Source organism: Enterococcus aquimarinus (assembly GCF_001885765.1).
Taxonomy (GTDB): domain Bacteria; phylum Bacillota; class Bacilli; order Lactobacillales; family Enterococcaceae; genus Enterococcus_I; species Enterococcus_I aquimarinus.
Genome location: NZ_JXKD01000002.1, coordinates 60653 through 83796 on the forward strand (window position 1 = coordinate 60653; position 23144 = coordinate 83796).

The window sequence follows — 23144 nt, forward strand, 5'->3', positions numbered from 1 at the left end:
TTAGTTCTCCTCATTTCCTTCTAAAATAATTTGGGCAAATGCTAACGTGTCCGTATGCGTAATACTCACAAAGACAGGCCCTTCGCTAAAGGGTGATTTCGTTACAATCGGTGCCCCCTTTTCATTCACGAGCACTTCAATATCTTGAAACGTGACTTTGCCAATACCCGTACCCCAAGCTTTCGAAAAGGCTTCTTTACACGCATAGCGTCCGCCAAGAAATTCAATTTGTCTTTTTAGCGGCAAGCCATCAAACAACTCTTTTTCACGTACCGTTAAAATACGTGTAATCATTTTTGGTTTTTCTTCTATTATTTTTTTCATGCGGGGGAGTTCCACCGCATCAATCCCTATTCCTCGAATCATCTGCTTCTTCTCTTTTCATTTGAATTACTTTCATTCTACCAAAAAAACCAAGAAAAACCATCTACAAAGCAAAAGAGTCCCAAAAAGAGTCGCTAAAACTCAGATAAAAACGGTACTACCATCCTTTTAATCGGAAGTATCGCCTACAGAATCTTATGAGATGACTTTTCCTTCGCTTGGATATCGACATGATTGTCGCAGAGCCCTTTGAAAAGTCAACCAACTCAATTAAAAAAGAGCCAAAAAAAGATCAAGCAGCAAAATTAGCTACTTGATCCAAAGACTCTATTTTAAAGAGTATCGAAACTTTTTAGAGGTTAATTGTTAAAAAATAATCAATTGGTTTAGTCTTGGTTGTTACGAATCACAAAACTACGGCTCTTGTCGTTATTGCTGCGACGTTTTGGCTTACTTGCCTCTTCGTTACTGCGCGTACGACGGTCATCGCGTCCACGGTTACTACTTGCTTCACCTGAACCACTTGAACGACGATCATCACGACTACGGTTGCCGCCTTCACGGTTCCCACCACGACGGTCATCACGACCGCGGTTGCTTCCGCCACGAGGACCACCGCTACCACGACGGTTCCCACCGCCACGATTGCCACCAAAACCTTTTTTACCGCCGCCTGCTGGCAATGGTCTTTCAGGAGTGATGTTTACCGGTGCCATATCTGATGGATCTTTCGCAAGTGTTTTAAGTAATAATGCTACTAAATCTTGCGGATTGTGTGATTCTAATAATTGATCAGCACCTTCTAAGTAACGGTCTAGACCATTTTCAGCTAATTTGCTTTCTACTTGTTCTAAAGCTGCACTTAATTGTCCTTTGAAAGCTTCCATTTCACTTGGTGGACGAAGTGGTGTCATGCGTTTTTTCGTCAAGTTTTCAATAACATGTAAGTAACTCATTTCATTTGGTGTTACAAATGTCACAGAAACGCCTTCTTTACCAGCACGGCCGGTACGACCAATACGGTGAACATAGCTTTCTGGGTCTTGAGGAATATCGTAGTTGTAAACGTGAGTAACGCCTGAAATATCTAATCCACGAGCAGCCACGTCTGTCGCAACTAAGATGTCTAATTGACCTGTTTTAAATGCGCGTAAAACACTCATCCGTTTTTGTTGCGTTAAATCGCCATGGATTCCTTCTGCGCGATAACCACGAGCTTCTAATCCACGAGATAATTCATCAACACGACGTTTTGTACGACCAAAGACGATTGTTAACTCTGGTGTTTGAACATCTAATAAACGCGTCATCATATCGAATTTTTCGAAGTCTTTTGCACGTAAGTAGAATTGATCGATTAAATCAGCGGTCATTTCTTTCGTTTTGATTGCTACGTGTTCTGGGTTTTTCATGAAACGGACACCAATGCTCTTGATTGCTGGAGGCATTGTTGCAGAGAATAATAAGGTTTGGCGTTTTTCAGGGACTTGGGCAATGATTGTTTCAATATCTTCTAAGAAGCCCATGTTTAACATTTCATCCGCTTCGTCAAGGACTAGCGTTTCAACTGTTGCTAATTTTAAAGTGTTACGTTTGATATGGTCTAACATACGACCTGGTGTTCCAACAACAATGTGTGGATTGTCTTTTAATTGACGGATTTGACGGCTGATGTCTGCTCCGCCATAAACCGCTGATACACGAATGTTTTTGTCTTTACCTAAACGGTGTAATTCTTCTTGGGTTTGGATTGCTAATTCGCGTGTTGGTGCAATGACTAATCCTTGGATTTGTCTTCTTTTTGCATCAATTTTTTCTAACATTGGTAGTCCAAAGGCTGCTGTTTTACCAGTACCTGTTTGAGCTTGACCAATCACGTCTTTGCCTTCTAAAGCCAATGGAATAGTTTCCGATTGGATAGGTGTTGCTTCTTCAAATCCTGCACGTTCAACGGCTGCTAATAAATCTGGTGATAAGTTTAAATCTTTAAATTTCAAATAAATCCTCCTAGTGATGATTGAATATCAAGTCTTCCTTCATATTCATCGCTTTTTTTTTAGGGATAATCCCCCGTCAGAACGTCGTTGTTCTGACAAATTTGAAGCGTTGAGATTTTATAATGAAAGAAAGTGGTCGTCCCTGAACCAAACTTTATTTCATTTTCACACCGAAAAACCGCTTCTCGAAGGCCATTAGAAAAGACTAGGACAAATGTGATCTTGCTTTTTGTCTTAGCCTCATTTCAAATATCAAATCATTCTGACTTAAAAAAGCCATTATATGTTTATTTTTATCTTCATTGATTAATCATTCAAAGAATCATTAACCATTCACTTCATCTTTCGGTACCTGAATATTCTAACACAGATAAATCATTTCAGCAAGTTTCACGTTTCTTTTACAGAAAGTTTTCTCACTGTTTTTCATTGTAAGGCTTCTACGATTTCTGCTAACCCCATTCCGTTACTGCCTTTGAGTAATAAACTATCCGTCGGTTGGAGTGCCTCTTTAATGGCCGCAATCAGTTGTGGCTTCGCTTCTTTTTCAAAATAATGAACGGTTACAGGTCCTTCTTTGATCTTTTCATATAGGGCTTGCATATCCGACCCATAGAGAAAGACTTCATCATACGCTTCAGTCAAAAAGGCTGCCATGTTCGCATGCATCGCTTTTGAATCAGGACCCAACTCTAACATATCAGCTAGTACAGCCAATCGTCTGCCATTTAACGTTAATTGCGCGAAACTTTCTAATACTAAGCCCATTGCTGTGGGATTAGCATTGTAAACGTCACTGAGTAGATCCGCACCATTTTTTGCTTTTAACCACTGTGTCCGATTTTTAGTTAGTTGAAACGTCGCTAAACCGCGCGCAATTTGAGTGGTTGTCAAACCAAAATAGTTCCCTAAAGTATAGGCAATTAACGCGTTCATGACATTGTAACTTCCTAAAACTGGAATCGTAAACTGTTCTTCGCCTACTTTAAATTGTGTTTGTTCTTTTTCTTCAAGAATAATCGTCCCTTGAATATCTCCTTGCATGAAGCCTACTGTTTGGATTTGTTGCGTCAATGTTGTGACAAGTGGTTTTAAGAGTATTTCTTGTTCAGGGATAACCAATAATCCGTCTGCTTTAAGTCCAGCCGTGATTTCCATTTTCGCTTGTGCAATGCCTTCTCGAGAACCTAAATTTTCTAAATGAGCTTCGCCAATCATCGTAATGGCAGCGGCATCTGGTTGCGCTAAACGCGATAAAAACGCAATTTCGCCCGCATGATCCATCCCCATCTCTAAGACAAGCATTTCTGTATCATCTGGCATATGCAAGATCGTGTACGGCATCCCTAAGTCATTGTTGTAATTTCCTTGCGTTTTATACGTCCGATATCGTTGCGACAATACGCTCGCTGTCATATCTTTTGTGGTTGTTTTCCCATTGCTACCAGTAATCGCCACCACTTTCGGTGCAATCTGTGCTTGGTAATAGACCGCCAATTGTTGAAACGCTTTGGCCACGTCTGCCACCGGAAAAACAATCAAATCGCTTGGTGCTTGACTAAGCGGTCTACTCCAAAACGTCGCGACTGCGCCCTTTTCTATTGCTTGTTGGCAAAACTCATGACCATCTCTGACACCTGCTAATGGTACAAAGAGGCTTTGCGTTTGGACGAGTCGACTATCAAATTCGACACTAGTAATCACTGTATCATCGTAATTTCCTGGTATGTTCAATGCCGTAGCAATTTCTTTTGCTGTTACTCTCATAATTGCGTCTCCTTTAATTAAAAATGGAAGACATCTAAAAAGCATCTGTGCTTTTTAGATCCCCTCCGACTTTTTTTATAGCTTAACTAAAAATTTTTGACGTTGCTCGTAGCGATTCAATCCTAATTGAATCAACTCTTCAATTAAATCACCATATTGTAAGCCCGTCGCTTCCCACAGTGCCGGATACATACTAAATTGTGTGAACCCTGGCATGGTGTTTAATTCGTTTAAGAATAACTCGTTCTTACTTGTTAAGAAGAAGTCACAACGACTTAATCCACTACCACCAATCATGGTGTACGCTAACTTCGCATATTCTTGTGCTTTTACTTGAACTTCATCTGGGATCTGCGCTGGGATAGCCATTGTAATATTATTATCAATATACTTTGAATTATAATCGTAAAAAGCTACATCTTTAACAATCTCACCCGCCATTGTCGTCCGGACATCTTCATTTCCTAAGATGGCCACTTCAATTTCACGTGCTTCAATCCCTTGTTCAATCACGGCACGTGTGTCGTAGCGATACGCTTCTTCTAAGGCTAACTGTAACTCCTCACGATTCTCCGCTTTCGAAATCCCCACACTCGACCCCATGTTTGCTGGTTTAACAAACATCGGATACAATAATGACCCTTCGCATTGTTCAAAGATTTTTTTAGGATTTTCTTTCCATTGATTCTTTAAAACCGGTACAAATGGCACTTGAGGAATTCCTGCTGCTTGTAATAAGTACTTCGTCGTAATCTTATCCATGCCACAAGCACTTGTTAAAACACCCGCCCCAACATAAGGCACATCAATCGTTTCTAAAAAGCCTTGAATCGTACCATCTTCTCCATTTGGTCCATGTAACAACGGAAACACAATCGCATTTGTTTCTTTAATTTGACAAGGCATGATTAACTCACCATAAGTCTCACCTGGCTGTCCTCCATTTGAAACCGTCAACGATAATACTTCTTTTGAAGCCGGTTTTTCAGTCAGTAATGGTCCTTTAAGCCACTGCCCTTCTTTCGTAATGTAAACGAGTTGTACTTGATAGTAGTTGTAATAAATAGCATTTAAGACAGAAAAAGCCGATAAAATTGAGACTTCATGCTCTGCACTTTGCCCGCCATATAATAAGATAATTTTCAAAAACGCGTCCTCCTAATAGTTCCAACAATTTCATGAACTTGCGTGTTTAATCCTTACACATTTTATCATAGATTTAAGTTCACGAACATAGTTTAACGAAAAAATAATGATAGGGCTTTCACAAGTTGATTTTTATTCTGTTTTTTGCAGAATTTGAGATACTATTTCATAAAACTGCTCTCGATCTTGCTGCGTAAAAGCTTTTGGACCTTTCGTCCGTTTGCCCGCACGTCTGGTTTCGGCACTCAAATAACGTTGCATCAGTAACGTATCAATCGTTTCTTTTAGATACTCTTTCCCTGAGTGATGAAAAACACGTGCTTGCTTGGGTAAAACGAGCGAAGCAAGACCATAATCTTGTGTGATTAAAATGTCCCCTGGCAAGATTTCTTTTACAATTTGATAATCGGCACGATCGGCTCCTTTATCAACATACACCAATCGCACGAAAGGAGGATATTCTTTTGTCGTATAGTGATCCACACTCGTAATGATGATCACAGGCAACTGGAATCTCTGCCCTAAACGAATGACTTCTTCTTTGACTGGTGAGCCATCACCATCTACCATTAAGCGCATTTGCATTCTCCTTTATTTTATTTTTCGATTATTTCTCTACCAAACGAATAAAAGTACCACTTCCATCGTATCCTACCAACATGATATCATATTGGTAGGATACCGCGAAAGAAGGGATTATGTTGTTACGAGAAGTTCGCATAGAAGATGCAGAGGCATTACACCAGCTGAATAAAAATCAATTAGGTTATGATGTCTCGTTGACCTTTACAAGAAAGCAGTTGACGAAACTCCTAAATGATTCTGAAGAACATTTTTTCTTAGCTTGGCAAGACACAAATTCCGGTGAGCTTTGTGGCTACGTTCATGCACATAGGTATGAATCTCTTGTTGTGAGACCAGCATGTAATATTTTAGCTCTGGCCGTCTCTAAGGAACATGAAAAGCAAGGTATTGGTCGTTTACTCATGCAGGGCATTGAAAATGAAGCTACAAAAAGAGGATTCGATGTGATCCGCCTAAACTCTGGTACTTTACGGATACAAGCTCATCATTTTTATGAAAAATTAGGCTATGTTTCGCATAAAACACAAAAGCAATTCATCAAAGAACTCAAATAAAAGGATGGTATAACTTTTAGTGTTGAAGACTGATATTCGTGTCCGTCTTCAACACTTTTTTCGGATATGTTATTTTATGGAGCCTTCCTTTTACCGAAGAGCCAATAAAAGAACCTTAGAAAACAGATTTGTTTTCTAAGGTTCTTTCATTCTTCCTATCATTAATCAACATACGTCGACTTGGTATTATTTAACCAAGCGTAACCTAAACCAATAATCAATCCGCCACCTACATAATTTCCGAGCAAGGCAAATGTTAAATTATGCATCACACTTCCAAAGTCCATGCCAGCAATAGTCCCATTTGAAGCAAAATATGCTAAGGTAAAGAAAGGGAAATTGGCGATAACGTGTTCGAATCCAAGGTAAGCAAAAATAAAGATAATAAAAATAATGGCTAAAATCTTTCCTGCATCATCTTTCATCCGCATACTAACGAGTACAGCTACATTTACGACAATATTCGCAAAAATCCCTTCAATAAAAATTTGAAGTGTCGATTTACTTAATTTCGTAACCGCTGATTCAAATAAATAGCTATTATGTGGAAGATCTTGGAACGGCCCTGTTAATGAAAGTAAATAAGCAAAAATAATACCACCAATTAAGTTAAATAAAATACATGTCCATAAAATCTTTGCAGCTTTTAAAAAATTTAAACGACGACGATAATACCCAACTGTCATGTAAAGCATATTCGACGTACCGAGTTCAGCGTTCATATATAAAATCATGACAAGAGACCAACTAAACATAAAGGCATATAACATCTTTCCTAATCCTGGTACAATATGCTCACCTTTTATCGCAATACCATAAGCGACACCGGTTCCGAGCGTGAGAAAAGCGCAGGCCATAATCGAGCGCAAAGCATATCGAGCATAACTCGATTCAATCAAATCAACTTTTTTCCCGATTGAAGCATCAATTTTTTCAAATAGCGGTGAAATTGGATTCATTTTTCAGGTTACTCCTTTTTAAAATCATTTATTTTCTGAAACAAATCTGTCTTTTTCATTTTAAATAGATTTGTTCCATTTGTAAAGCAATCTTGTGAAAAAAAATATTAATTTAATAAAAGCTTTTTTCTTCATTTTCAAATTCTTATTTGACACTAAATATTAAATAATGCTATACTGTAAGTTGTGTAAAATAATGCAGCAGAAAACAAGTTCCTCGTCCCCAGTTCATCGCTTTTTCGAAAGTTCAATTGCGTAGCCACGGCTGCATAGGTGAAGATTGAAGAATGAACTACACGAAGAATAACACTTTCATCGGATTATTTTACTCCAAAAAAATCATATTTATTGGAGGAATCTCATTATGTCACGTTATACTGGACCATCTTGGAAAATTTCTCGTCGCTTAGGTATTTCATTATCTGGCACAGGAAAAGAATTAGCTCGTCGCCCTTACGCACCTGGTCAACACGGACCAACTAGCCGTGGAGCACGCTCTGAATACGGACTACAATTAAACGAAAAACAAAAATTACGTCACATGTACGGCATGAACGAACGTCAATTCCGTACGTTATTCGTACAAGCAAGCAAAGTCAAAGAAGGAACTCACGGTGTGAACTTCATGATTTTACTAGAACAACGCTTAGATAACGTTGTTTACCGTTTAGGTTTAGCAACTACTCGTCGTCAAGCACGTCAATTAGTAAACCACGGTCACATTACTGTCGATGGCAAACGCGTTGATATTCCATCATACCGCGTACAACCTGGACAATTAGTATCTGTTCGTGAAAAATCTAAAAATGTTCCTGTAATCAAAGCAGCAGTTGAATCAACAATTGGTCGTCTACCATTCGTAACATTTGATGACGAAAAATTAGAAGGTTCATTCTCTCGTTTACCTGAACGCGACGAATTACCACAAGAAATTGATGAGTTATTAGTCGTTGAGTACTACAAAAAATTAATCTAATACTGATTAAAAAAGAACGAATCCTTCTTTCGAGAAGTGTTCGTTCTTTTTTTGTTCCGCACAACTACTTTACGACTGACGATCAGCCATCGCTTGATACTCGCGATCTTCTGTCACTTCTTGATATGCTGGTCGAATGATTTTTTGAGCATTAACTAATTCTTCCATGCGGTGGGCAGACCAACCAACAATGCGCGCAATAGCAAAAATCGGTGTATAAATTTCTGGTGGCAGATCAAGCAAGTTGTACACAAATCCGCTAAAGAAATCGATATTGGCACTCACACCTTTAAACATTTTTCGTTTATTCGCAATAATTTCCGGCGCGAGACGTTCGACTAACGTATACAGTTGATATTCTTTCCAAGCCTCTTCGCCTTTTTCTTCCGCTAATTTTGAAACATAGCGTTTGAAAATGGCGGCACGCGGATCATTATCACTGTAAATCGCATGGCCCATTCCATAAATTAACCCTTTTTGATCAAAGGCTTTTTTATCGAGTAAATCTTCTAAATATTGCGCAACAGCCGCTTCATCGCTGTAATCCGTTAACTGCGCTTTTAAATCTGTCATCATTTGGGTGACTTTAATATTCGCCCCACCATGCTTTGGACCTTTTAATGAGCCTAATGCTGCTGCAATGGTTGAATATGTATCCGTTCCACTAGAAGTTACCACCCGTGTCGTAAAGGTCGAGTTATTCCCGCCACCATGCTCCATGTGTAAAACAAGCGCCATATCTAATGTTTGTGCTTCTTGTTTCGTATAAGAGCGATCTGGACGCAACATTTGTAGCAACGCTTCTGCAGTACTTAAATTTTCTTCTGGTAAATGAATATACATACTTTCTTCTTTATTATAGTGATTGTAGGCATGATACGCATAAATCGCTAATAACGGAAAAACACTAATTAACATGATACTTTGAGATAACACATTTTCCAACGAAATATCATCCGAAGCCTCATCATAACTCGCTAGCGTCAACACACTACGAGACAAACTGTTCATCACATCTGCCGAAGGGGCTTTCATAATGACGTCACGAACGAAATTCGTGGGTAACGTCCGATTACTCGCAATCAACGCTTGAAATTCAGCCAACTCCTCTTGGTTTGGTAGCTCACCAAATAACAGTAAGTACGCGACTTCCTCAAAACCAAAACGATCTTCTGAAACAAATCCTTCGACTAAATCATCAATTGAAATCCCACGATAGCGCAACTCACCGCAACCTGCAACGACTTGTCCATCGACCATTTTCTCTGGATAGACCGTTGAAATCGTGGTTAGACCCGCAACGACGCCCTTTCCTTGATCATCTCTCAATCCACGTTTTACCTCGTATTTCGAATATAACTCATTGGCAATTTGATTATTTTCTTCGATTTGCGTTAACATTTTTTCGCGATCCAAAAACATCGACTCCTTTTTATATCTTCTAACATGATTATGTTAGATTACACATTATTTGTATTTATTTCTTAAAATGTATTATAGCACGGTAAGACTAAAATGAAAGAATTTTTCATTTACTATTGGCTTTTTTTCATTTTGAACGTATAATTATGCCATATCTCTAATATTTTATAGACTGGAGGACCACCTATGAACTGGCATAAAGAACTTGTACTGTCGAATAAAACGTACAATTACCTTGATCTAGGCGCTGTCGCAGAAACTTATCATTCAAATTTAACGAATCTTCCTTATTCAATCCGAGTATTATTAGAAAGTGTCGCTCGTCAGATGGGAGAAGATATCACAAAAGACGACGTTGCTTCCTTAGCCAACTGGCAAGCGGATAATCCTCAAGGTGTCGTGCCCTTTAAGGTCGCTCGGGTTATTTTACAAGATTTTACTGGGGTTCCAGCTGTTGTCGATTTAGCTGCCATGCGTGACGCGATGGTTGCATTGGATGGGAAAGCCGCAGATATCAATCCAGATATTCCGGTGACCTTAGTGATTGACCACTCCGTCCAAGTCGATCAATATGGCAACAAAGGTGCTATTGCCTTCAATACGGCCAAAGAATTCGAGCGCAACAATGAACGCTACGAGTTTTTAAAATGGGCACAATCTTCTTTTGAAAACTTTGATGTGGTGCCGCCAGAAACGGGGATTATTCACCAAGTCAATTTAGAAGTGTTATCTGAAGTTATTTTAACGGAACATAAAGCTGGGATTGATTGGCTATTGCCAGATACTTTGCAAGGAACAGACTCCCACACAACCATGATTAACGGCTTAGGCGTGCTCGGTTGGGGTGTTGGTGGAATTGAAGCCGAAGCTGCTCTTTTAGGCGAAGCGTCCTTCTTCCCGACTCCTGAAGTAATTGGTGTCCGTTTCGTCGGAACTTTATCACCAGGTGCGACTGCCACGGATTTAGTGTTATCCATTACTGAAACGCTACGCAAAGAAAACGTTGTCGGTAAATTTGTTGAATTTTTTGGTCCAAGTTACCACGAATTAAGCTTAGCTGACCGCGCAACCATCGCCAACATGGCTCCTGAATATGGTGCGACGTGTGGTTTTTGTCCGATTGACGACGAAACATTACGCTATTTAAAAATTACTGGACGCTCAGAAACTGTCATCGAACGTGTTGAAACTTACGCAAAACAAAATCACTTGTTCTACGATGACACTATTGAGCCCACTTATACAAAAGTCATCACGGTAGACTTAGCAACAATTCTACCCGCCTTAGCTGGACCAAAACGGCCACAAGATCGCATCTTATTAACCGAGGTCGCTCAAGACTTCCATGATAGTTTAACGGCACCTGTCGGACCAAAAGGTTTTGGTTTAAGCACGGAAGAAACTGAAAAGCAAGTCGTTATCGAGTGGGATAAAGAAGACAAAGTCATTCAAACTGGTGATTTACTGTTAGCGGCCATTACAAGCTGTACGAATACAAGTAATCCATTCGTCATGCTTTCAGCCGGTTTACTTGCAAAAAATGCGGTTGAAAAAGGATTAAGAGTGCCTGACTACGTTAAAACATCCTTAGCTCCTGGTTCAAAAATCGTTACCAGCTATCTCGAAGCAAGCGGACTCATGCCTTATCTCGAAAAACTCGGTTTCTACTTGGTTGGTTACGGCTGTACAACCTGTATCGGTAACTCTGGACCATTGGCAGATGAAATTACCGAAGCTTTGCAAAAAGAAGAGATGCTTGTATCTTCTGTCCTGTCTGGAAACCGTAACTTTGAAGGACGGATTCATCCATTAATTAAAGCGAACTATCTTGCTTCTCCACCACTCGTGGTTGCCTACGCTCTTGCTGGGACTGTCACAAAAGACTTAACGACGGAACCAATTGGCGTTGATGCAAGCGGTCAAGCCATTATGCTAAGCGATATTTGGCCTGATAAAGAAGAGGTTCAACGCTATATCGATCAATTTGTTTCTCCTGAAGCTTTCCGCCTTGCTTACGGTGATTTATTTAGTGCCAATGAGCGTTGGAATGCGATTGATACCACGCACAGTGATTGCTATTCATGGGATGAACTTTCAACCTATATCGCTCACCCACCTTACTTTAAAGGTCTGACAAGAGAATTACCTGAACAAGGCGTCTTAACAGACTTGCGAATTTTAGCAAAACTAGGAGATTCTGTTACCACCGATCATATTTCTCCTGCCGGCAGTATTGCGTTGCACTCGGCCGCTGGAAAATATTTAAAAGAAAAAGGCTTGCGTTACAGTGATTTCAACTCGTACGGTTCACGTCGCGGGAATCATGAAATTATGATGCGTGGGACATTCGGAAATATTCGTCTCCAAAATCAACTCGTTCCTGAAATTAGTGGTGGTTACACACGTTACTTACCAACAGGTGAAGAAATGTTTATTTACGATGCTGCTTTGCGTTACCAAGAAGCAAACATCAATTGTATGATTTTAGCCGGTAAAGATTACGGTATGGGCTCTTCCCGTGACTGGGCGGCAAAAGGGACGCAATTACTCGGAGTGAAAGTCGTTTTAGCCGAAAGTTTCGAGCGGATTCATCGTAGCAACTTAGTCATGATGGGGGTTGTCCCATTAGAATATTTAGCAGGTGATACCGCAGAGTCGCTTGGACTTACTGGAACGGAAACTTTCCAAGTCTTGCTCCCAGAAGAACCAACTGTCAACCAACTCGTTCAAGTCATCGCGACCGACGCGCAAAATCATGAAACATCCTTTATGACACGTCTGCGTTTTGACGCGCCTGCAGATATCCGCTACTGGAAACACCAAGGGATTTTACCAATGGTTATTCGTAAAAAATTAAGTGAAAGCGCAGGTAGCCTATAAGATGACACATATTGAAGAAAAAATCGTTCCCTATATTCCTGGCGATGGCGTCGGACAAGAAATATGGCAAGCTAGTCAACCCGTTTTTGATGCCGCCATTCAAAAAGCCTATCAAGGACAAAAAAAGATTCTTTGGCAAGAAATTTTAGCCGGGGAAAAAGCGTTTGACCAAACAGGCGAATGGTTGCCAGAAGCGACACTCGAGGCCATTCACGAGGCCAAAATCGCCATCAAAGGACCATTAACGACACCTGTCGGCGGAGGCATTCGTTCCATTAATGTGACATTGCGTCAAAAATTAGATTTATTCGCTTGTGTGCGTCCCGTTCGTTACTTTAAAGGCGTTCCTTCGCCGGTGAAAGAACCTGAGAAAACCGATATGGTCATTTTCCGAGAAAATACGGAAGACGTCTATGCCGGTATCGAATTTGCCATTGACGATCCGAAAACGAAAAAAATCATTGACTTTTTACAACAAGAATTAGACGTTACATCGATTCGTTTCCCTGAAACGTCTGGTATTGGGATTAAACCAATCTCAAAAGAAGGAAGCCAACGCTTGGTCCATTCGGCAATTGATTACGCAGTCAAACAAGGCCGTAAAAGTGTGACGCTTGTCCATAAAGGAAATATCATGAAATTTACCGAAGGCGGTTTTAAAAACTGGGGATATGACCTCGCTGAAAGCAGCTTTAAAGAGACAACCTTCACGATGCGACAATTTGATAAGATAAAAGCTGACAAAGGTGCTGACGCGGCTCAAACGGCCTTAAAAGAGGCTCAAGTATCAGGTAAAGTCATTATCAATGATGTGATTGCCGATAATTTCTTGCAACAGATTCTCCTTTATCCAGAACGCTATGATGTCGTGGCAACAACCAATTTGAATGGTGACTATATTTCTGATGCATTAGCAGCCCAAGTTGGGGGAATTGGCATCTCGCCTGGTGCTAACATCAATTACCATACAGGGTATGCCATTTTCGAAGCGACTCACGGTACTGCTCCAGATATCGCCGGTCTCGGCAAAGCCAACCCATCCTCGCTCTTACTTTCAGGTGTGATGATGCTAGAGTACTTCGGTTGGCAAGAGGCCGCAGATCTCATTACACAGGCGATTGAACAAGCACTTGTTCGCAAACAAGTGACGAGTGATTTTGCTCATCAACTACCCGATGCTACTTTGCTTTCAACTCAAGAATTTGGTGAGTATCTTATCACCCTCTTAAATCATTAATTTCGTTAACTTTCTATTTACAAATTGGTTAACGTAATGGTATACTCCTCTCACAGCTATTATTTAGAGAGGAGTTTTTTTATGCGTTTAGCGTTACGAGAACAATTATTAGCAGCAATGTTTGCGGGGGTGATTGCCGTTAGTGCCCAAATTGTCATTCCGTTAGGTTTTATTCCGTTAAGTCTCCAAACGTTTACAGTCGGTTTGACTGCTACCTTATTAGGCCGTCGAACAGGATCATGGGCCATCACGCTTTATCTATTATTAGGTTTTATCGGCTTACCGGTCTTCGCTGGTGGAAAAAGTGGAATTGGCGTGCTCTTTGGACCAACAGGTGGTTATCTGATTGGCTATCTCATAGCAAGTCTCTTGATTGGAAGCCTCCTAAAAAAAGGGGCATGGTCTTACTGGTACGTTATCGTCATTAATTTTCTTGGTTTTATTCTTGCCTTGATTATTGGTAGTTTTTGGTTAAGTGCCGTCGCTAATTTAACGATTACTCAAGGATTTTCGAGCGGATTTCTTCCTTTTTTATTACCAGAGATGATTAAAGCTGTCGGTGTCGGAATACTCGCCGTGTGGTTAAAAAGACGTTTACCAGAGAAGTATTTCTATTTTATCTAGGATTTTTAGCTGAGGATGCCTTCAAGGGTTAGAGGACTCATACAAAAAACACAAGTAGCTGCGACAACTTCGTCATAGCTACTTGTGTTCCTTTTTTTCATGAGTTTAGGAGATTATTTTGTTGCTTCTTGTTCCTTTAAGATGGCGGTCACGCCACCTTCTATCACGATCGCATCATAGCCTTCTTTATTTAAAAAAGAGGCTACCGTCGTGGCACTATTCCCCGATCCACACAAGGTATAGATTTCTTTATGACGATCGAGCGACGAGTGATTTTCAGCAATATTCGCTAATGGAATAACGATTAAATTCTTTTCAGGCGCTTTTTTTGTGACGGTTTCTGGTTCACGCACATCTAGCAACACATAATCTGACTCTTGCGCCAAAAATGCTTTTGCAGAAATGGTCTTGGTTAGATGCATCTGGTCTGTCGGGATATCGTCCACCAATACGTAACCGAGAATCGACTGGAACCCTTGTTGCTTCGCTTGTGCTTCTAGCAATTCTAACGCTGCCTGATCTTCTTTGGCTAGAAGAAAAACAAGGGGCGTTTGCGGATCAAGTAATTTCTTCGCCACTTTTTCGAATTTCGCTAACGGGACATTCAGAGCCCTCTTAGTAGAACCGGATTGAAAAGCGTGTTGTAACCGTGTATCAATCACTTGAGCCCCTTTTAATTCCTCAAATGTAACGTGTTTCAAAATATCACTCCTCTATCATTATTTGTTATGATTATAATACAGAATCGTCGTTTAAGAAATGATTTAGTATTTGTCGCCAAGAATAGAAGTGATACAACCAAAGAAAAAGCCGAAGAATCACTCGATTCTCCGGCTTTTTCTTTTCGGTTTTTCATAATTAGTGAGGCGGATTCCTAGAAACAAAAGCCCAAAGACTTTTTCTATACCCTAGGCGATCCCTGGAGCTCCTTCCAGTTCTGCGACTTATTCGTACGTAAGTTCTTTCCCGTACCATTCAGCCTTGTATTCTAACTTCTTTAGAAACATTTGCCAATCTGCTTTAGAGAAATAGAGTGGTTGATCTGGTAACGTTTCAAACAGCAACTCTTTTGTCACATGAATAAAATCAAATTGACGAACAATCGCATATGAAACTTGATCAAAATAATTTTCTTTTTTCTCTCGGCAAGAAAGTTGCAAGCGACCAAGTTTTTCTTTTTGTTTTTGATAATTTTTAGCATACGCTAGAGGAACTCGGCGTTTTCGTGCGATCTTCCCACGAACTCTCAGCTTTCGCTGCGCGCGATCGATTTTATCAAGCAATTGTTCTTGATTGCATAAAGTCGGCGGTGTATATTCAGAACTTTCTAATAATTTATTCGGTGAATAGACCAAATGAATGGTCTTTAACGTCTTCGGTAGTGGTTCTACCTCTTCCACACATAAAAAAGAGACAAAGAATTCTTCGTTATTTCTCGAAGAAATTGTAGCAGATTTAATCGTTCCTTTGATTTCACGATGGCAATTCACTGCAACCAAACTTTTTAATTTGGGTAATTTTAAATAACCATCGGAAAGACAAATCGTTTGTCCTTGATTGTTTGTCGTATAAGATTGTAGAGGATTCGATTTATTCTTTAAACTCGGATAGTCACTTTTCCCCGTATAGTATCGGCGAAAAGCTTTCTCTAGATTGCGTTGGGCATTGGCTAAAGCGAGACTATCCGTCGCTTTTAAAAACGGATAGTCTTTTTTTAAGGCCGCTGGGGTTAGTTTTCCCCCTTCTGACTGTTGCCTCGCAACAAGTAAATGATTATACGTAAATCGAACACAACCAAACGTCGTCACGAAAAAATGTTTTTGTTCTTCATTTGGATAAATTCTAAAGCGATACGCTTTTAAGACACTCATTTCTCGACCTCAATTCTTGGACGAAGGCACCCTTACGAGCGAATGGTTTGGCGATATCCTTCTAATTCTTTTTCATTTCCATAAACAAAATGACCTGGTTTTACTTCACTAAAGGTTGGTTTATCGACCGAGTAATCATGCATTTCTGGGTCGTAAACAATCAGTTCTTTCTTACGCGCTAAGATCGGATCTGGAATTGGCACCGCTGATAATAAGGCTTGCGTATAAGGGTGTAACGGATTACGGAATAGTTCTTCCGTTTCAGCCATTTCGACAATGCGTCCAGAACGAATAACAGCAATTCGGTCAGAAATGAAGCGAACAACAGATAAATCATGTGCGACAAAGAAATAGGTTACGTTGTTTTGAATTTGTGATTCTTTCAGTAGGTTTAAGACTTGTGCACGAATCGAAACGTCTAACGCAGAGATTGGTTCATCGGCAATTACTAAGGAAGGTTCCATAATTAACGCACGCGCAATCCCAATCCGTTGACGTTGACCGCCTGAGAATTCATGGGGATAACGATACATATGTTCCGGTAACAAACCCACTTGCTCAATAATTTTTTCTACTTTTGCGAGGCGGTCTTCTTCCGAGTCGAATAAACCAAAGTTGTATAATCCTTCAGAGATAATATACTCAACTGTTGCCCGTTCATTTAATGAAGCAGAAGGATCTTGGAAGATCATTTGGATTTTACGGATTTTATCTTCCATCTCTTCTTTTGATAACTTCGTATTAATTTTTTTACCTTCAAAAACAATGTCACCGTTACTCGTTTGATTTAAGCCAACTATCGCACGTCCAATTGTCGTCTTACCAGAACCAGATTCTCCTACAAGCGAGAAGGTTTCTCCTTTATAGACATCAAAGTTCACATCTTGCACCGCGACGAATTTCTTTTTGCCTTCGCCAAAGGTGATCTCAAGATCTTTAATGGATAATAAAACTTCTTTATCTTTCGACATCTTCAATTCCTCCAGCTTGTGCTTTTAGTAAAGCAACCATTTTTTCATGTAAGTTTTGGATGATTTCTGGTTTCTCTGATTTAGGCGCTCTTGGGTCTAGCAACCATGTTTTGGCAAAGTGCGTTTCGGATACTTGGAACATCGGTGGTTCTTCCGCAAAGTCAATTTCCATTGCGTAAGAACTACGTGGTGCAAAGGCGTCTCCCTTAATATCTTTATATAAAGAAGGTGGTGTTCCAGGAACAGAATACAACTGATCCCCACGGTTTCCTAATTGCGGCAATGACGATAACAAGCTCCATGTATACGGATGTTGTGGATTATAGTAAATATCTTCCACAGTACCGGTTTCAACGATTTGCCCTGCATACATCACGGCAACCCGATCGGCAATCGATGCCACGACACCTAAATCATGCGTAATAAAAATCGTTGTAAATTTATATTCTTCTTGTAATTCACGAATTAAATCTAAAATTTGCGCTTGAATCGTCACGTCTAATGCGGTTGTTGGTTCATCACAAATTAAGATCTTTGGACGACACGCTAACGCAATGGCAATGACAATCCGTTGACGCATCCCACCTGAATATTGGAAAGGATAATCGTCATAGCGTTTTTCAGCATAGGGAATGCCGGTGCGATTCATTAAATCAATTGCCATTTGTTTTGCTTCTTTTGGTGATTTTTTTTGATGCTTAATGATGACTTCTGAAATTTGCGAACCAATTGTTTTAATTGGATTCAATGAGGTCATCGGATCTTGGAAAATAGTGGCAATTTCTTTCCCACGAATGCCATCCCAATCAGAATCTTTTTTCAAATCACTTAAAATTTTATCTTGATAACGAATCGTGCCGCCAGTAATTGCTCCGTTTGATTCTAACATTCCAGTAAAAGTCTTAGTCAATACAGATTTACCTGAACCAGACTCTCCTACGATTGCTAACGTTTCTTGTTCTTTCAATTCAAGAGAAACGTTACGAATGGCACGTAATTCACTACTACGAACTTTAAAGCCAACGGAAATATTTTCAGCACTTAAAATTGTTTTTTTCGCCATTTTAACTTATTCCTCCTTTTACATGTGTGTTCTTGGGTCAGCGGCATCGGCCAATGTCTGTCCAACAATGTAAAGAGAAACAGAAACTAAGGCTAAAACGGTAACTGGAATCCAGAATAAATATGGATAGTTCCCCATATTGTTTGTATATTGTGAAATCAAACGGCCTAACGACGGTACATTCGCGCTCAGACCAACCCCTAAGAACGATAGGAATGTCTCATAAGAGATGAAAGCCGGAAGTGAACGAGACACGTCTGTTACGATAATAGATGTTAAATACGGTAAGATATTTCTAAAAATCATCCGTACTTTTGGTGTTCCTAATGTTCGTGACGCTAAATTGTATTCGCGATCACGCATAATCATGACTTGTACACGGATAAAGTAAGCTGGTGCTAACCATCCTGTCACACACATGGCAAAGATTAAATTCCAAAATCCATTTCCAAATGTATAAGACATAACAATGATGATCAATAATTGAGGAACGTTTGAAATGACATTATAGATTTCTAACATGACTTTATCAAACTTTTGTGACACACCCCAAATGGCTCCTAAAACGACCCCAATGGTAGTCGTAATAATTGTTGCGATAACAGAAATCGAGATTGACGTTTTCGCTCCTGCCCAAACAGCGTCAAACAGAGACATCCCGTTTGCATCCGTTCCAAACCAATACTGTAAACTTGGTGGATTGTACCGTTTGGAGAAATCATTAATATCTTCTACGTTTAAAAAATCATAACCACTAAAGATTGGTTGGATAAAAGACATTAATAAAATTGCGGTCATTAATACGAGCATCGCGATCGCGGTTTTGTTCGAAAAGAACTTGCGACCGACTGAACGCCAGTAGGAATACGTTGGTGTATCAATTTTTTCAGAAGACAAGGAGTCAATGGTGACGAAAGTAAAGCCATCATTTATTTTTTGATTCGTTTTTTCCATTTTATTCTCCTCTTTCTGCTAAGTTAATTCGTGGATCAACCATTGCCATCGTTAAGTCTCCTAATAGAACAGACGTCACGGCAACTGTTGTAAAGATAAAGACAACTGCAATCACGATCGGATTGTTGTTGGCCATAATGGCATCCGGTAACATTTTACCCATCCCAGGTGCTGCAAAGACTGTCTCGGTAATTGTCGCACCAGTAATTGCACCAATGATACTCATTGGAATTTGGTTCGCAATTGGAATTGCGGCATTTTTAAAGATATGTTTGCGCGCGATTTCGCGTGTATTCAGACCTTTTGCTTTCGCAAATTTCACGTAGTCGGCTGATTGTTGGTCAATCATATAACGACGAATCCAAATGATAATGTTCGAAACCGATAGTAACCCTAAGATTACGGTTGGTAAAACATAGGAACGAATATCACCTGCGCCAAAGGTTGGGAATGAATCGGGTAATCCAAACCAATTACTTCCAAGGAAACGGAAGAAATAAATAAACGCTAAACTCGGTACAGAAATTAAAACGGTAACTAACCCAATTCCTAATTTATCTGGGAAGCGCCCTTTGTAGCGTGCCATTAACATCGCGAACGGAATGCCGATGCCATAAGCAAGTAAGACCGCAATGACACCCATTCTAAATGAAATACCAATCATTGAAGGATCTTGATAAATGTTATCGGTAATCGCATAGTTATCATTGAATAATTTTTTCTCTTGTGAGGATAATTTCTCTGTTGCTTGGTATTGTCTTGAATAAAGATTTGCTGCTGATTTCGCAGTAACCCCTGTTGGGAATGTTAACTCACGGCTATCTGTTTTCCCTTGTCCACCAGTGATGACTTTCATCACGTCTTGACCGGCAAACGTTGGATATGATACGCCTAAGTTTAAGTGCACGATATTTTGATGGATATACGGGAACTGTTTATTGAAATACACTTGGTATTTAAATTGTGTCCCTGAACCAACTAAGGCCCATCCAATTGTCTCGTCTTTTTCGAAACGTAGTGACCGCTCTAGATCCGGATTTGACGGATCATTCACCTTCCATGGATGATCAATCTGTATCATATTGGCATAAAAACGGAACACACGCGTTGGTAATGGGATATCTTTCGTCGTATAAAAGGCTTTACTGATTGGCAATTGATGTAATTCCCAACCGTTCGTGTCTGCCCACTCTTGCAAAATTGCCTTGTTCTCTGCAGTTGGCTCCCCAGTTAATCCTTCATGGTCTTGACTTACGGTATCAATTAATTCCTTTGAAGATAAATATTCAATATATCCCATTTTGCTAAAGGCAGTGTTCTCATAGTTCGCCAACTCATCTGGTTTCCCTTTAAGTTTCCCATAGTTAATATCGTCTTTAAAGACATTTCTACGAGGAACTAAGGTATAAATCACACCATAAGTGATTGTCGTTACCAGAAAGATACTGAGGATTGATCTTAGTATTCTAAATGAAAGGTATCGCTTCAAAATTTGTCCCTACTTTCTATATGTAAGTAAAAAAGGCTAAAGATTAGCCTTTTTTACTTTGAATCCATTATTTTGCTGCTTCTCTGTCTGCAAGCCATTTTTCATGTGCTTCATCAAACTGATCAACAGTAACGATGTCATCTTGTAATTCAACGTATTTCAATTTATTTGCTGCAATTCCAGCCCAGCCATCTGGTGCTGTAAATGGTACAACTTTTGTCACACGTGGTAATCCTTCGTCAGAGTTGACTGGGATTTGAATAACATTATTCAATAACCATGCTTCTGCTTCTGCGTAAGCTGCATAACGCTCATCTGTATTTTCAAAGATTGCGTTCGCTTTGTCTAATAACGCGTCATATTCTGTTAGACCAATTGCTTCTTTTGCTTCTTTTGATGGATCTTCCCCTTCAACAAGGGCTGAACCTTCAAGACCTAATGTTTTTAACATATCCCCAGTACGAGAATCATAAATATTCAAGTAGCTTGATGGATCAACGTAGTCAGGTCCCCAACCAGATGCATTCGAGATATCAAAGTCTCCAGCAGCTCCGGTTGTCGCTTGGTAAGTTGCTTGTAAGTATTGATCTTCACTCAACATTTGAATATCCACTACAACATTGTCTGTTCCTAAAGAAGACTCAATTGTGCTCTTTAATGATTTCACTTGGTTGACGGATACTTCTGCTTTTGCATTCACTGGAATATCTAAGTGAATTGGGAATGTTACGCCATCAGCCTCTAAAGTTGTACGTGCTTTTTCGATGTATTGTTTTGCTTTTTCAGGATTGAAGTAACCATCTTGTCCTTCTGCCAATACAACATCGCCAAATGCTTCTGTGTCAAGTGCTTGTAAGTTTGTTTGAACGCTATCACCAAAAGGCTTGCCTTCAATCGTTACAAATTGTGTTGGTACTAATGTATTACGTAAGCTGTTGTCTGCGCCTTCTTCACCAACGTTTTGTGCACGGTATGAACGCGTATCAAAACCAAATAAGATTGCTAGACGGAAGTCACGGTTACGAATTGCTGCTTGCGTATCCGCTTTTTCAGCATCTGTTGCTTTAGAAGTCGCACCATATGTACCACGGTTAAAGTTGAATGTTACGTTAAATGTTGATCCGCCAGGGAGTGACCATGTCACGCCATCTGGGTGAGCTGCTAACACATCTTTGTAACCTGGTGAGTTTGGATAAACACGTGCTGCACTTAACGTTCCTTCTTCAAAGGCTTTAAATAGGCCATCTGGATCTGAACCGTCGTTATATGTCCATTTTACCGTATCGTAATTCACATTTTCTGCATCCCAGTAGTCTTCATTTTTCTCGTATTCAATCACAGATTTCGCTGTATTGTTTTTCAAGATGTAAGCACCGTTATAAAGAATTGAATCTGGTGATGGTTGCCCAAAAGCATCGCCTTTTGATTCTAAGAACTCCGCATTGATTGGGTATAAAATCCCGTAAGTTGTTTTTGAATTCCAGAATGATTCTGGTTGGTTTAACGTATATTCGAGTGTGTAATCATCGATTGCCTTCACGCCAACTGTTTCGAAGTCACTTGTTTTTCCTTCAATATAGTCACTTAAGCCGACGATACTATTTGCTACGATGTATAATGTTTCAGATTTCTTTTCTACGGCATGTTTGATTCCAGTAACCCAGTCATGTGCCGTTACTTCTGCGCCATATTCGTTACCTTCACTATCAAGCCATTGAACACCTTCACGGATTTTGTACGTATACGTTAAGCCATCTTCGCTTACTTCCCACGATTCTGCTAACGCTGGTACTAAATTACCTAATGAATCATTTTCTAATAATCCGTCAACAAAGTTCGTGAAGTGATCACTATTTGTTTTACGTTGTGACACCGTGTAGTCTAATGTTTCTAAATCTGTTGCAAAGACCGAATTAAATGCAACGGGTGCAGTACTTCCTTCTCCTTTGCCCGCAGAATCACCACTACCGTTGCCGCCACTACAAGCCGCAAGTACAAATGTACTAACCAATACAGTTGCTAAAACCTTTCTTACTTTCATGTATACTCCTCCATTTTCCTTTTTCTTTTGCACTCCCGTTTTTCATTCCTCTTCCATCTTTAAAAAATTCTTTCAAAAATTTGAATTGTCTGAAAAATTAGATAAGCATGAGAAAATAATACACGATTTTATTTTATTCGTCAATCTCTTTTTTTAATAATTAATTAGAAAAAACGTGCGACCGAAATGAAATTTCGTTTAAAAAGCTGATATAATAGCTTTTTTGATGAAAATTATTTTAGGTTTTTCAGACCTATTTTCTTTTCGTTTCTTCTTTTTTTTAA

19 protein-coding genes are annotated in these 23144 nt (G+C 39.7%); 5 read left to right on the forward strand and 14 right to left on the reverse strand.

The window, feature by feature from the left end:
• From acpS to RU93_RS01955, 5 genes are all read right to left on the reverse strand, one after another.
• Complete coding sequence (gene acpS, locus RU93_RS01935) at positions 1-366, reverse strand: holo-ACP synthase (RefSeq protein WP_071873934.1); 366 nt, start codon at positions 364-366, stop codon at positions 1-3.
• A gap of 344 nt (positions 367-710) precedes the next feature.
• On the reverse strand, positions 711-2321 hold the full coding sequence (gene cshA, locus RU93_RS01940) for a degradosome RNA helicase CshA (RefSeq protein ID WP_071873935.1): 1611 nt from the start codon (positions 2319-2321) through the stop codon (positions 711-713).
• A gap of 426 nt (positions 2322-2747) precedes the next feature.
• Positions 2748-4088: a UDP-N-acetylmuramoyl-tripeptide--D-alanyl-D-alanine ligase gene (locus RU93_RS01945; protein ID WP_071873936.1), complete on the reverse strand. Its 1341-nt coding sequence runs from the start codon at positions 4086-4088 to the stop codon at positions 2748-2750.
• Positions 4089-4163: 75 nt separating this feature from the next.
• Positions 4164-5234, reverse strand: coding sequence for a D-alanine--D-alanine ligase (locus tag RU93_RS01950; protein WP_071873937.1), 1071 nt, complete (start codon positions 5232-5234; stop codon positions 4164-4166).
• Between the two features lie 132 nt (positions 5235-5366).
• Positions 5367-5813, reverse strand: a complete 447-nt coding sequence (locus RU93_RS01955; protein WP_071873938.1) for a YaiI/YqxD family protein — start codon at positions 5811-5813, stop codon at positions 5367-5369.
• Positions 5814-5935: 122 nt separating this feature from the next.
• Here RU93_RS01955 and RU93_RS01960 point away from each other — a divergent pair, with 122 nt between their 5' ends.
• Entirely contained in the window at positions 5936-6373 is a 438-nt protein-coding gene (locus RU93_RS01960; RefSeq protein WP_071874122.1) for a GNAT family N-acetyltransferase, read from the forward strand.
• Between the two features lie 161 nt (positions 6374-6534).
• Here the strand turns inward: RU93_RS01960 and RU93_RS01965 are convergent, their stop codons facing one another.
• Positions 6535-7332 (reverse strand): formate/nitrite transporter family protein, encoded by a 798-nt coding sequence (locus tag RU93_RS01965; RefSeq protein WP_071873939.1) that lies wholly within the window; start codon positions 7330-7332, stop codon positions 6535-6537.
• 364 nt (positions 7333-7696) lie between these two features.
• Here RU93_RS01965 and rpsD point away from each other — a divergent pair, with 364 nt between their 5' ends.
• Positions 7697-8308, forward strand: a complete 612-nt coding sequence (gene rpsD / locus RU93_RS01970; protein ID WP_071873940.1) for a 30S ribosomal protein S4 — start codon at positions 7697-7699, stop codon at positions 8306-8308.
• Positions 8309-8377: 69 nt separating this feature from the next.
• Here rpsD and RU93_RS01975 read toward each other — a convergent pair whose 3' ends face one another.
• Entirely contained in the window at positions 8378-9730 is a 1353-nt protein-coding gene (locus tag RU93_RS01975; protein WP_071873941.1) for a citrate/2-methylcitrate synthase, read from the reverse strand.
• 186 nt (positions 9731-9916) lie between these two features.
• Here RU93_RS01975 and acnA point away from each other — a divergent pair, with 186 nt between their 5' ends.
• From acnA to RU93_RS01990, 3 genes are all read left to right on the forward strand, one after another.
• A complete protein-coding gene (gene acnA, locus RU93_RS01980) occupies positions 9917-12610 on the forward strand; it encodes an aconitate hydratase AcnA (protein ID WP_071873942.1) in 2694 nt (897 codons plus the stop codon).
• Between the two features lies 1 nt (position 12611).
• Entirely contained in the window at positions 12612-13847 is a 1236-nt protein-coding gene (gene icd / locus RU93_RS01985; protein WP_071873943.1) for an NADP-dependent isocitrate dehydrogenase, read from the forward strand.
• Positions 13848-13928: 81 nt separating this feature from the next.
• Positions 13929-14471 (forward strand): biotin transporter BioY, encoded by a 543-nt coding sequence (locus RU93_RS01990; RefSeq protein WP_071873944.1) that lies wholly within the window; start codon positions 13929-13931, stop codon positions 14469-14471.
• A gap of 113 nt (positions 14472-14584) precedes the next feature.
• Here the strand turns inward: RU93_RS01990 and RU93_RS01995 are convergent, their stop codons facing one another.
• The 7 genes from RU93_RS01995 to RU93_RS02025 form a co-directional block, all read right to left on the reverse strand.
• Entirely contained in the window at positions 14585-15172 is a 588-nt protein-coding gene (locus RU93_RS01995; RefSeq protein ID WP_071873945.1) for a rhodanese-like domain-containing protein, read from the reverse strand.
• Between the two features lie 243 nt (positions 15173-15415).
• Positions 15416-16342: an RNA-guided endonuclease TnpB family protein gene (locus tag RU93_RS02000; protein WP_071873946.1), complete on the reverse strand. Its 927-nt coding sequence runs from the start codon at positions 16340-16342 to the stop codon at positions 15416-15418.
• Between the two features lie 32 nt (positions 16343-16374).
• Complete coding sequence (locus tag RU93_RS02005) at positions 16375-17313, reverse strand: ATP-binding cassette domain-containing protein (protein ID WP_071873947.1); 939 nt, start codon at positions 17311-17313, stop codon at positions 16375-16377.
• Positions 17300-18376 (reverse strand): ABC transporter ATP-binding protein, encoded by a 1077-nt coding sequence (locus tag RU93_RS02010; RefSeq protein WP_071873948.1) that lies wholly within the window; start codon positions 18374-18376, stop codon positions 17300-17302. Before RU93_RS02010 ends, RU93_RS02005 begins: the two co-directional genes overlap by 14 nt.
• An 18-nt stretch (positions 18377-18394) precedes the next feature.
• Positions 18395-19330 carry an oligopeptide ABC transporter permease OppC gene (gene oppC, locus RU93_RS02015; RefSeq protein ID WP_071873949.1) on the reverse strand — a complete coding sequence of 312 codons (936 nt, stop codon included), beginning with the start codon at positions 19328-19330 and terminating at the stop codon, positions 18395-18397.
• Between the two features lies 1 nt (position 19331).
• Positions 19332-20819, reverse strand: coding sequence for an ABC transporter permease (locus RU93_RS02020; protein ID WP_071873950.1), 1488 nt, complete (start codon positions 20817-20819; stop codon positions 19332-19334).
• Positions 20820-20886: 67 nt separating this feature from the next.
• Positions 20887-22860 (reverse strand): peptide ABC transporter substrate-binding protein, encoded by a 1974-nt coding sequence (locus RU93_RS02025; protein WP_071873951.1) that lies wholly within the window; start codon positions 22858-22860, stop codon positions 20887-20889.
• Positions 22861-23144 lie beyond the last annotated feature (284 nt).